The following is an 11,491-nucleotide window of genomic DNA, read 5'->3' as shown; positions in this document are numbered from 1 at the left end:
GCTGCCCCTAAGAGAGGGGCGCGGTTCACCGTGGTGTAGCTTGGTGGTCAGGGCCGTTCAGCTCAGGTGCTGGCGGGTAAAGGAGCTCGTAATCCACCCAGCAGGAAACTCATCAAGCGCTGTTGCAGTTGTTGCTCACTTTCCGGGCTGTCGCTAAGGGGTAATTGCAAAGCCCGACGCAGTGATTGGGTGCCCATCAAGGCATAAGAGGTGGCACCCAGCATGAAATGGAATCGCCAGATGATTTCTTCTTCAGGCACGGTAGGCAGAGCTTCATGCAAAGCCTGCTTGAAGGGCAGGAAGATGGCGACTTGTTCGTCCCAACAGATGGACTGAATGAAATCCTGCGGCGCCGGGCGGTCCTGCCCCGGCAAAGGAATGAACGAGCGTGGGGCGCCGTTGCCTGAACCTGCCAGGCGGATCAGTGGGCCAAAAAAGGCATCCACCACCTGGGATGCTTTCAACGGACCTTCACCGGCTTGCTGGCGATAAAACGCCAGTTTTTCCAGGCGCTCTTGATTGATGCTGTTCAGGCGGCGCTGGAACACGGCCTGTGTCAGTCCGTCTTTACTGCCAAAGTGATAATTGACAGCCGACAGGTTCACCTTGGCTTGCGCCGTAATCTGGCGCATGGAGGTATTTTCGTGGCCATACAGCGCGAAAAGATATTCGGCTGCATCGAGAATGGCGGACTGTGTCCGATCAGAGCGTTTCACCGTTATTTCCTAATTTCAAACGAGTGTTTGAATAATGTAACGGGAATGCGCAGTTAGTACAGTAGGGGTTCACCCTAGCCCCGCAAAGCGGGGCCAGGAGCCAGTCTTAGATCTGGGTCACAAATTTGGTGACTAAGTATCCGTCAAAGGTTTCGGCACCGCCTTCGCTGCCAATGCCGCTGTCCTTGACGCCGCCAAACGGAGTCTCGGGCAGGGAACTGCCGAAGTGATTGATATTGACCATACCGGATTCCAGTTCGGTACCCAGTCGATGCGCGTCTTGCAAGGATTGTGTAAAGGCATAGGCCGACAAACCGTAGGGCAGGCTGTTGGCACGGGCGATGGCATCGTCCAGATCGCTGTAGCGCGTCAAGGGGGCGATGGGGCCAAATGGCTCCTCGGTCATGACCAGTGCATCGTCGGGCAAATCCGTCAGCACTGTGGGCGAGAAAAAGAAACCATCGCGCTTGATCTGTTCTCCTCCCAGCAACACTTTGCCACCCAGAGAGCGGGCGTTGTCGACAAACTTTTGCATCATGGGCAGGCGGCGCTCGTGAGCCAAGGGCCCCATTTGCGTATCCGGGTCCAGACCATCGCCCACTTTTACATTGGCCAGCTCTTCGGTGAAACGGTCCACAAATGCAGTGTAGATATCGTCGTGGATATAAAAACGCGTGGGCGAAATGCACACCTGACCAGCATTACGAATTTTGAAACGAGCCAGCTGACGAGCAGCGCGGGCTACATCGGCATCAGGCAGGACCAGCACAGGCGAGTGACCGCCCAATTCCATGGTGATGCGTTTCATATGGGCACCGGCCAGTGCAGCCAGTTGCTTGCCTACAGGTACAGATCCGGTAAAGGAGACTTTACGCACGATGGGCGAGCGGATCAGGTAGTCCGACACCTCCTGTGGCACACCCCAGACAATATTTAGTACACCCGGAGGCAGGCCCGCATCATGAAAGGCTTGGGCAATAGCCATGACCGCACTGGGGGAGTCCTCGGGGCCTTTCAGAATAATCGTGCACCCAGCACCGATAGCCGCGCAGATCTTGCGAATGGCCTGGTTGTAGGGAAAGTTCCAGGGCGTAAAGGCGGCGCACACCCCGATGGGCTCGCGCAGAACCATTTGCTGCACTTTGGGGTTGCGGGCGGGGATGACGCGGCCATAAATACGGCGGCACTCCTCGGCGTGCCAATCCGCATGGTCCGCGCAGGACATGATTTCGCCTACCGCCTCGGCCAAGGGCTTGCCTTGGTCCAGTGTCAGATTGCGGCCAATTTCCTGGGCGCGTTCACGCGACAGTTCCGCGACCTTGCGCAGGATCGCGCTGCGATCCATGGGCGAGCTGTGACGCCAGCTTTTGAACGCGTCCTGGGCGGCGTTCAGAGCCGCGTCCAGATCCGCCTGGGATGCCAGCGGCAGTTGGCCCAAGGTGCTGCCATTGGCAGGATTGATGACGGCCTGGGTCTGGCGACCTTGTCCATCCAGAAATTGACCATTGATATACAGGGCCAGGTGTTGATACATGAGCGGCCTCCAAGTTGTCTGTGTTGCTAACTAAATACGTACCGTTCGATGGTATCGGGCGAGCAGAAACGGGACAAGCGTGGGCGGCGGATATTGCAGCAACGGATTGTTCAGAGAAGCTACAAACGGGCGCGAAACAGGGAGCCCTTCAAGAAACCGTTATAAGTTTTTGATTTCATATCTCTTTTTGAAGGCCTGACAAAGAGATGAAAACCGACATCAAGCTGCAATAAGAAATCGTTACAAGTGCAGCATTCTTAATGTGAGCGATTGTTATATTTTTAACGATGAAAATATTTTTATCACCTGGTGATAACCTGGATTTATCTTGATGTAACCTAAATGCTTATTAAGGTGAAAGTTTTTTGTAGATTATTACCAACGATCGCGCCACGTGGGATAAGCGCAACAGTTATTGCTTAAGCGCCTAATCGCCCGAAATCGTTTAATTTCAGTGTATTGTTGCCTTTTTTATCACGGGCTATTTATCATTTTTAACATTGTCGTCCACGAAGCCCCTTGTAATCTAAGATACAATTTGTCCCGTGATCTACGTGATGAGTTTCACTATGCATCACGTAAAAAGTCACAATCAGACACAAGGTTATGCTCCAAGAATACAGGTCAGAAGCCTGTAGCTCCGCCTTGTCTTGCCCCGGTCCATTATGAACATACTGCTGCGGCTGGCGATGTACTTACCAGTCTTAGATGTAAAGCCCATGTGCAATACATAGGTGTTGGGCCCTCGGGTGGTGTTTCTTTCGCTTTGTTTGAGCGACACACCGAACCCATTCTTCTTTCATTTTTGTACTTAAATTTGATCTGGCAATGCGTTGCGACGCTGACGTAATGACGTCTGTTGCGAACGCGGCACAGGATCTTACGGAGGCCGACGTGCGTGGTAAGAAAACTCTAACGGTAAGTGCGCTGCTGACAGCGCTACTGCTGGCGCAACCAGCGCTTGCCCAGCAGGAAAACAGCTTGAGCTTCAAGGACAGTATTGAGCGGGCAATTATGTCCAATCCTGAACTTGGCGCTCGCTTCCAGGATTTCCAGTCTGCGCTTGAAGGTCAGAACGTTGGCCGTGGCGCCTTGTTGCCCGAGGTCAATGCACAGGGTTGGGTTGGCAAAGAGTGGCGTGGCAGCACCTCCGGTGCTCCGTCTACCGACTGGTCCCGCAGCGGCTACAGCCTGCAACTGCGTCAGTTGATTTTTGATGGTTTCTCCTCGATCAACCAGGTTCGTCAGTTGGGTTACGAAAAACTGGCTACCTACTACGAGCTGCTGGCTTCGGTAGATTCTCTGGCTTTGGAAGCGGCCAACGCGCACATTGATGTGCTGCGTTACCGCGAAATGGAAAAGCTGGCCCGTGAAAACTACGGCATGCACATGAACATCCTGAGCCAGATTCAGGAACGTTCGGCATCCGGCGTGGGCCGTGGTGTGGACCTGGAACAAGCTTATGGCCGCCAGTCCCTGGCTCAAAGCAACATGATGACCGAGGCCGGCAACCTGAACGACGTGCTGCAACGCTACCGTCGCATCGTGGGTGTGGCTGCTCCTGAAGTCATGCAAGCGGCCCCTAGCCTGAGCGAGTCGATTCCTGCCAATACCACCGACTTCTTGCCATCCTTGCGCACCAGCCCCGTGATTCTGGCTAAGCAGGCTTTGTATCAAGCTGCTGAGTCGGGCAAACACGTGGCTCAAGGCCGCATGTCGCCTACTTTGGAATTCCGTGCTGCGACAGGCAAGGATAAGAATGATCCTCCCGGTTCCGCATACCGCAACTCGCAAAGTAGCAACGTGCAGTTGATGCTGTCGTACAACCTGTTCCGTGGTGGTGCCGATGCTGCTCGCATCCGTCAAACCACAGCTCAGCAGTACGCTGCCCGCGACGTGCGCGATTACACCTGCCGCAACGTACAGCAGGATCTGGCCGTGGCCTGGAACAACATCGAGCGCCTGCGTGCTCAGTTGCCATTCCTGAAACAACATGAACTGGCTACGTCCAAGGTTCGCGTTGCTTACATGCAGCAGTTCCAGATCGGTCAGCGCTCCTTGCTGGACTTGCTGGATACGGAAAACGAACTGTTTGATGCGCGTCGCGCTCTGGCCAATGCCACTTACGACCTGCAACAAGCCGAATACCGTTGGTTGACCTTGTCGCACCGTCTGGTGTCGGCAGTTGGCCTGTCCCAGCCTTACTCGGAGCAGCCTGAAGAAGCCGCCAAGCTGGACTTCCCCGAAGAGGCATTCAAGGCATGTATGACGCCTGTTCCAGATACCAGCAACCTGACCCCGGTTTCTGTTGATTACCGCGACGGTATGGCTCCGCCAGTCCTGCGCGAGAAACCAGCCGGGCTGTAAGTAGCTGCTTCTTGGCGTTATTGGATAGTGAAGGGAGGCACGTATGAGTCAGAACGAAGATGACTACAAACAAGAGCTTTCAGTCTCGGATGCCAGTTTTATCCGAGTGCTGGAGGATTTGATTGACGCACTGGTTGCTAACGGTGTGCTTCGTATGACTGATCTGCCTCCCCAGGCCTTGGCCAAATTGAACGAGCGCAAACGTACCCGTCAACGCCTGCGGGATTCGCTGGATTTGATTAATGACGATGAACCACTCATCTGACAGCACGACACAAGCAAGCGGGCAATACAGTATCCCGCCTCATCTGACACATGATGATCCTCTTCTGACCTGCCTGGCAGAGATTACCCGTATCCACGGTAATCCTTGCACGCCGCAGCACTTGTCTGCAGGCTTGCCTTTGCAGCGTGGGCGTTTGACGCCTGCCTTGCTCAGTCGAGCGGCCGCGCGTGGTCATTGCACGGCCCGAGTATGGCGTCGCGCCTTTACCGAACTCGACACCAATCTGTTCCCGGTTATTTTGTTGCTGAACAATAACCGGGCATGTGTGTTGCTGGGGCTGGAAGAAGAACGTGCCCGGGTGCATTTCCCGGAAAGTGGCAGCCCCAGCGACATCAGCCTGGAAGATCTGCAAGCGCAGTACTCCGGGCTGTTGGCCGTGGTGCAGCCGGATTTCCGTGTCGAAGCGCGTGCCAAAGATGGTGTGGCCCCCATGAAGGGCAAACACTGGTTCTGGACAGCCGTAGTGCAAAACTGGCGTCTGTATCGCGACGCCATTGGCGCTGCCTTGCTGATCAACCTGTTTGCGCTGGCCATTCCGCTCTACACCATGAACGTGTACGACCGGGTGGTTCCCAACAAAGCGATTGAAACCCTGTGGGTGCTGTCGATTGGGATTGGGCTGGTGCTGGTCATGAACATGGTGCTCTCCAGTGTGCGAGCCTATGTAGTTGATGCTGCCAGCAAACGGGTGGATATTCAGTTGTCCGCGCGGATTATGGAGCGGGTGCTGGACTTGCGCATGGAGAACCGACCGCCGTCGGTGGGCTCTTTTGCTGCCAATCTGCGCTCTTTTGAATCGGTGCGCGACTTTATCGCTTCGGCCAGTTTGACGACACTGGTCGATTTGCCATTTGTGCTGCTGTTTTTGGCTGTGCTGGCCTGGATCTCGCCCTGGATGCTGATCCCGCCCGTTGTGGCCATTGTGATCATCCTGGGTATTTCCTGGTTTGCTCAGGCACGTATGGAACGTCTGACCAAACAGACCTTCCAGGCTGCTGCCCAGCGTAACGCCGGCCTGGTCGAATCCCTGGCTGGTATGGAAACCTTGAAGGTCCTGAATGCGCAAAGCAATGCGCAGCGCGATTGGGAGCAGTCCACCGAGTACCTGGCTCGTCAGGGTGCGCGCATCAAGATGACTTCCACCCTGACCGTGAACACGGTGCAGATGCTACAGCAGATGGTCACCATCAGCGTGGTGATTATCGGGGTGTATCTGGTTCAGGAAACCAAATTGTCCATGGGGGGCATTATTGCTTCCTCCATGATTGCAGGCCGTTGCCTGGCTCCTTTGGGGCAAGTGGCTGGCTTGATGATGCAGTATCAGAATGCCCGTACCTCCCTGGGTTCGGTGGATTCGTACATGAATATGCCGGTAGAGCATCCTGAAGAGCGTCACTTTGTGCCACGCCCTTATCTGGAAGGCTCTATCGAGTTCCGCAACGTTAGTTTCAGCTATCCCGGCACTAATCAGAACGTGCTGGATAAGGTCAGTTTTTCCTTGAAGGCTGGCGAGAAGATAGGGATTATCGGCCGTATTGGCTCCGGCAAAACCACCTTGTCCAAGCTGATCCTGGGGCTGTACAAACCGACGGGCGGCACCGTTGTGCTGGACGGAATTGATAGCCAGCAGATTGACCCGGCAGACGTGCGTCGCTCCATGGGCTATGTCTCGCAGGACCCCACGCTGTTCTATGGCACTTTGAAACACAATTTGCTGATGGGCACGCCTTACGCAACTGACGATCAAATGTTGGCAGCGGCTCGTCAGGCCGGGGTGGATGATTTCGCACGACGCCATCCTGATGGCTACGACATGATGATTGGCGAACGCGGCGAATCCCTCTCGGGTGGTCAGCGTCAGGCTATCGCTGTGGCTCGTGCCTTGATCGGTAACCCGTCCATTCTGTTGCTGGATGAACCCAGCAGCAATATGGATAACCAGAGCGAATCAGCCCTGCGTCGCAGCCTGCATAAAGAATGTGAGGGCAAGACAGTTGTGCTGGTGACCCACCGCACCGCCTTGCTGGAGCTGGTGGATCGCCTGATCGTGATGGATATGGGGCGTATTGTGGCGGATGGTCCTAAGGATCAGGTCATTGCCGCCTTGCGTAGTGGGCAGATTGGTAAGGCCCGGAGTGCAGCATGAAAATAAAGAACCTGACCAATTGGGTGCGTGCGCAACTCCAGGACACCAATTCCCCACCTCCTGGTAGCAATATGCTCAAAAACGCATCGTGGACGGCTCGTTACCAAGATGTACGGGGTTCCACGCTGCTGATCTGGTTGACCTTGCTGGCCATCAGCCTGCTGATTGTCTGGGCCAGTTTTGCCAGCATTGATGAAGTGGTGCGTGGCGAGGGCAAGGTTGTGCCATCTCGCCAGGTCCAGATTGTGCAAAGTCTGGACGGCGGTGTGGTGGAAGAAATTCTGGTACGCCCTGGCCAGTCCGTGGAAGCGGGCGAAGTGCTGTTGCGTATCGATCCTACCCGTGCCTCGTCCTCCTTGGGCGAGAACGAAGCCGAGTCCTTGTCCTTGATGGCCAAGGCAGCTCGACTGGAAGCGATTGCTGCCGATCAGCCCTTTGATATGCCCAGTGAAGTGCTGGAAAAAGCCCCTGATCTGGCAGAAATGGAACGCCGCGTCTGGCAGGCTCGTACCGAAGAGCTGCGCTCCAATATTTCGGTGGCTCAGGAACAGCTGAACCAGCGTCAACAAGAATTGCGTGAGACGCAGGCCAATCGTGATCAGGCCGCGTCCAGTTGCGGGCTGACCTCGCAAGAACTGCAAATGACACGTCCTTTGCTCAAAAGCGGGGCGGTGTCCGAAGTGGATTTGCTGCGTCTGCAGCGTGATGTGGCTCGTTACTGCGGTGAGCAAAAAGCAGCCACGGCACAGATCAGCCGTATTCAGGCCTCGATTCAGGAAGCCCAGAACCGGATTGGTGAAGTGGAAATTACCTTCCGCAATCAGGCCCGTACCGAACTGGCTGAAACACGTGCCAAGCTGGCTTCCCTGGAGCAAGGCCAACGTGCCCTGGCCGACCGTGTGCGCCTGGCTGAAGTGCGCTCGCCCGTGCGCGGCACCATCAAGACCCTGTCTGCCAATACGGTCGGCGGTGTGGTGCAGCCCGGTAAAGACATTCTGGAAATCGTGCCTACTGACGACACCCTGCTGTTGGAGGTGCGTATTAATCCGCGTGATATCGGGTTTCTGCACTCAGGCCAGACTGCCGAGGTCAAATTCACCGCCTATGACTTTGCTGTTTATGGCGGCTTGCCCGGTGTGCTGGAACAGACCAGTGCCGACACCATTACCGATGAAAAAGGCAATTCATTCTATATAGCTAAAGTACGTACGGACACGGTGTATGTCGGTGACGATAACCGTCCAATCTTGCCCGGTATGGTGGCCGAAGTGCACATCATGACTGGCAAGCGGACTGTTATGCAGTACTTACTCAAACCTATTCTCAGGGCCAGATCCAACGCATTCAGAGAGCGTTAAGGCTGATTGGTCCGTTGGGGGAGTAGCGCTGACGATAGAGGTGTAACACCCGAGTCAGACCAAGAGCTGATGGCATATAGCTCGTGTTACCAGTAAGGGAAAAGCGGTATGCGACAAGTAAATTCGGTTTTATTTCTGACTGCCGATGAGGCGTTGTGGCAGCATTGGCGTCATCTGGATTCGGTCACCTGGCTGCCCGCCAGAGGGCAGGGCATGGACGATTTATTGCGTTGGAAACAACAGCAGCGTGATCTGGTGGTGGTCGATAGTGCCCTGGCTTTGTGGAATCATCCCCAATGGTCCAAGGCTGTGCAGGGCATGAAGATTATTGTCGCCAGCCCACGTCCTTTGGATAGCGAAGGTCAGGCCGTACTGGCCCTGGGGGCTCGTGGTTACATTCACGCCTACAGCTCGTCGCCTTTGCTGGTGCAGGCGCTGGACCACGTGGCTAGTGGGCAGGTTTGGGTTGGGGAGTCCTTGCTGAGCCGTTTGCTTAGCGACGTTACCCGTCGTCTGGAACCCAAGGCGGGCTGGGAAAGCACCCTGACCAGTCGTGAAGTCGAGGTTGCGCAACGCGCCTCGCTGGGCCACTCCAATCAGCTGATCGCAAAGGACCTGGGCATCACCGAGAGAACGGTTCGCGCCCATCTGCAGGCGGTTTTTGAAAAGCTGGATGTAACAGATCGTTTGATGTTGGCGCTAAAAGTACACGGCATAGCCTAAACCCCTGCTCGCCGTCCCGTTCGTATTGTTAAGTAAGGTCAATAACAATAAATAAAACAGCGAACTGGCGGCGACGCCAATATCGACTAGCGGACCAACTCGCTATTCTCTGATCAAAGAAAGTCCATTTCTGACTGCTGCTTGGCGGCAGTCTTTTTTTAGGAATCAGACAGTCATGGCACTGGATACTGTTTTAGTGACACGAGTTGAAGGTACGGCATGGATTCGTACCGCCGATGGCTCCAAAGTAGCTGTCAAAGAAGGGATGCGCGTCCCTGTGAATGCCGAGATCATCACCGAGACCGGTGCCAGCGTCGAGCTTGAGATCCCTGGTAGCCCATCGATGACCATTTCCGATAACCGCTCCTTCCTGGTCAGCGGCGATATCGCAGAAACCGATGTGGACCCCGTAGCCGCCGCTCTGGCTAACCCCAACGATCTAGCAATTACGGCTGTGTTGGCCGCCCTGGAAGCTGGTGATGATCCATTCTCCCAACTTGACCCAACCGCTGCCGTATTGACCGGTGGCGGCGAAGGCGGTGGCAGCAGCTTCACCCGCCTGGTCAGCATTGTGGAAACCACACGCCCTCTGGCCCTGGAATACCCACGTCCTGGCGTGCCTACCGTTGAAAACGTGCGTCTGGGTGGATATTCCGGTGGTGATGAAGATCCAACATTGGTGACTGGAACTACAGCCATTACTTTGGAGACTCCAGATCACATTACGGAAGGTGATCCATACGAGATCGTTGCCCGTGTGGGGCAGCCAGTCACAGGTCAGGATTTGATTATTTTCTTGACTAATGGTGGCACCATTACTATTCCGGTCGGTAGCACAGAAGGCCGTATTACAGTTGAAAACCCATACTTGGATGATGTCTACCGTCAGGGCGACCGCCCAGAGACTGTAGGCATCACCGGTACAACGGGTGGTAACTACGAGAACCTGGATACCAGCAGCACCACGACGACGACGGTTAAAGACGATAACGACAAGACCACGATCACGCTGGAGTCGCCAAGCGATATGGTTGAAGGCAAAGAGTACGAGATCGTGGCGCGCGTAGACAATCCGGTCACGGGTGAAGACCTGGTAATTCAACTGGATAACGGTAAAACGATCACGATTCCAGTGGGTGGCAGCGAAGGTAAAGTCACGATCACACCGCGTGATGATGATGCGTACAAACAAGGTGACGAGCCTGTGAAGGTGGGCATCACCGGTACGACAGGTGGTAACTACGAAGATCTGGATACCACGAGTACCACGACGACGACGGTTAAAGACGACAGCGACAAAACCACGATCACGCTGGAGTCGCCAACTGATGTTGTCGAAGGCAAAGAGTACGATATTGTTGCGCGCGTCGATAATCCGGTCACGGGTGAGGACCTGGTAATTCAACTGGATAACGGTAAAACGATCACGATTTTAGTGGGCAGCAGCGAAGGTAAAGTGACGATCACGCCACGCGATGATGATGCATACCAGCAAGGTGACGAGCCTGTGACGGTGGGCATTACAGGCACAGAGGGTGGTAACTACGAGAGTCTGGACACCAGCAGCACGACAACGACTACGGTTAAAGATGATGTTGATACTGTGACCGCGACCCTGACAGCGAATACAGATAGTGTGGCTGAGGGTGGTGAGATCACCTACACGATCACGCTGAGCAACGCAGCTGGCGCACCGATGGATCAGCATGGTGAGTTGACGTTCAAGCTGGCCAATGGTGAAGAGATTGTCATCAAGGCAGGAGAGACTACGGGTTCGGTAAAAGTGCCTGTGGCGGATGATGAGTTTATAGGTGGTCAGCCAACCATTGAGAACAGCATTGTTGGTGAGCCCACGATGGCAGGTGGCGTGGCATTTGAGAAGCTGGAAACTGCGGGTACACCGACGGTTGCTGTGACCGATGAGCCTGGTACGCCTGGCGGTCCGGTTGATCCTGATAATCCTGGTAACCAAGGTGATGCGATCACGATCAGCATCAAGGCCGACAAGGAAGAGTTCAAGGAGAACGAACCTCAGACCTTTACGGTCAGCATCGACAAAGCCGTGGGTCGTGATGTGGTGGTCACATTGGATGGTGGCCAGACCGTAACGATCAAGGCCAATACGACGGAAGTGACTTACACACGTCCAGCGCAAGGTGATGACGTCTACCAGGACGGTGCAGACCTGAGCGTGGCGCTGGAGGGTGCGCAGGCCGCCGATGGTGCAGCGTTTGAGAATCTAACGCTGGGTGATGCAGCGACAGCGAAAGTGGTAGATACGATCGATACTGTGACCGCGACCCTGACAGCGAATACAGATAGTGTGGCTGAGGGTGGTGAGATCACCTACACGATCACGCT

Annotated in this window: 8 protein-coding genes; 6 read left to right on the top strand and 2 right to left on the bottom strand. The window is 55.0% G+C overall.

Annotation, left to right across the window (positions count from 1 at the left end):
- Positions 1 to 62 precede the first annotated feature (62 nt).
- Both ACLPGZ_RS09030 and ACLPGZ_RS09025 read right to left on the bottom strand, forming a co-directional pair.
- Positions 63 to 716 (bottom strand): TetR/AcrR family transcriptional regulator, encoded by a 654-nt coding sequence (locus tag ACLPGZ_RS09030; protein WP_239054898.1) that lies wholly within the window; start codon positions 714 to 716, stop codon positions 63 to 65.
- 106 nt (positions 717 to 822) lie between these two features.
- Positions 823 to 2,250: an NAD-dependent succinate-semialdehyde dehydrogenase gene (locus ACLPGZ_RS09025; protein WP_083055327.1), complete on the bottom strand. Its 1,428-nt coding sequence runs from the start codon at positions 2,248 to 2,250 to the stop codon at positions 823 to 825.
- An 849-nt stretch (positions 2,251 to 3,099) separates the two neighbouring features.
- Between ACLPGZ_RS09025 and ACLPGZ_RS09020 the strand changes: the two genes are divergently transcribed.
- From ACLPGZ_RS09020 to ACLPGZ_RS08995, 6 genes are all read left to right on the top strand, one after another.
- Positions 3,100 to 4,617 carry a TolC family outer membrane protein gene (locus ACLPGZ_RS09020; RefSeq protein WP_080747981.1) on the top strand — a complete coding sequence of 506 codons (1,518 nt, stop codon included), beginning with the start codon at positions 3,100 to 3,102 and terminating at the stop codon, positions 4,615 to 4,617.
- A gap of 43 nt (positions 4,618 to 4,660) precedes the next feature.
- Complete coding sequence (locus tag ACLPGZ_RS09015; protein WP_022983326.1) at positions 4,661 to 4,882, top strand: hypothetical protein; 222 nt, start codon at positions 4,661 to 4,663, stop codon at positions 4,880 to 4,882.
- Complete coding sequence (locus ACLPGZ_RS09010) at positions 4,866 to 7,049, top strand: type I secretion system permease/ATPase (RefSeq protein WP_343212381.1); 2,184 nt, start codon at positions 4,866 to 4,868, stop codon at positions 7,047 to 7,049. The genes ACLPGZ_RS09015 and ACLPGZ_RS09010 overlap by 17 nt, the downstream gene beginning before the upstream one ends.
- Positions 7,050 to 7,120: 71 nt before the next feature.
- Positions 7,121 to 8,407: an HlyD family type I secretion periplasmic adaptor subunit gene (locus ACLPGZ_RS09005; protein ID WP_230940577.1), complete on the top strand. Its 1,287-nt coding sequence runs from the start codon at positions 7,121 to 7,123 to the stop codon at positions 8,405 to 8,407.
- A 108-nt stretch (positions 8,408 to 8,515) separates the two neighbouring features.
- A complete protein-coding gene (locus ACLPGZ_RS09000; RefSeq protein WP_035269588.1) occupies positions 8,516 to 9,130 on the top strand; it encodes a response regulator transcription factor in 615 nt (204 codons plus the stop codon).
- 175 nt (positions 9,131 to 9,305) lie between these two features.
- Positions 9,306 to 11,491 (top strand): retention module-containing protein (locus tag ACLPGZ_RS08995; RefSeq protein ID WP_429641139.1); only part of this gene is annotated, 2,186 nt, incomplete at its 3' end.

The organism is Alcaligenes sp. Me129 (assembly GCF_050487245.1).
Lineage (GTDB): Bacteria > Pseudomonadota > Gammaproteobacteria > Burkholderiales > Burkholderiaceae_B > Alcaligenes > Alcaligenes phenolicus.
Note: the sequence above shows the minus strand (reverse complement) of the source record. Positions and strands in the feature narration are given on the sequence as shown.

What these genes read in the sequence shown, in the direction of transcription:
- ACLPGZ_RS09025 (WP_083055327.1), bottom strand. Translation starts at nt 2,250, where the DNA reads ATGTATCAACACCTGGCCCTGTATATCAATGGTCAATTTCTGGATGGA.
- ACLPGZ_RS09020 (WP_080747981.1), top strand. Translation starts at nt 3,100, where the DNA reads ATGACGTCTGTTGCGAACGCGGCACAGGATCTTACGGAGGCCGACGTG.
- ACLPGZ_RS09015 (WP_022983326.1), top strand. Translation starts at nt 4,661, where the DNA reads ATGAGTCAGAACGAAGATGACTACAAACAAGAGCTTTCAGTCTCGGAT.
- ACLPGZ_RS09010 (WP_343212381.1), top strand. Translation starts at nt 4,866, where the DNA reads ATGAACCACTCATCTGACAGCACGACACAAGCAAGCGGGCAATACAGT.
- ACLPGZ_RS09005 (WP_230940577.1), top strand. Translation starts at nt 7,121, where the DNA reads ATGCTCAAAAACGCATCGTGGACGGCTCGTTACCAAGATGTACGGGGT.
- ACLPGZ_RS09000 (WP_035269588.1), top strand. Translation starts at nt 8,516, where the DNA reads ATGCGACAAGTAAATTCGGTTTTATTTCTGACTGCCGATGAGGCGTTG.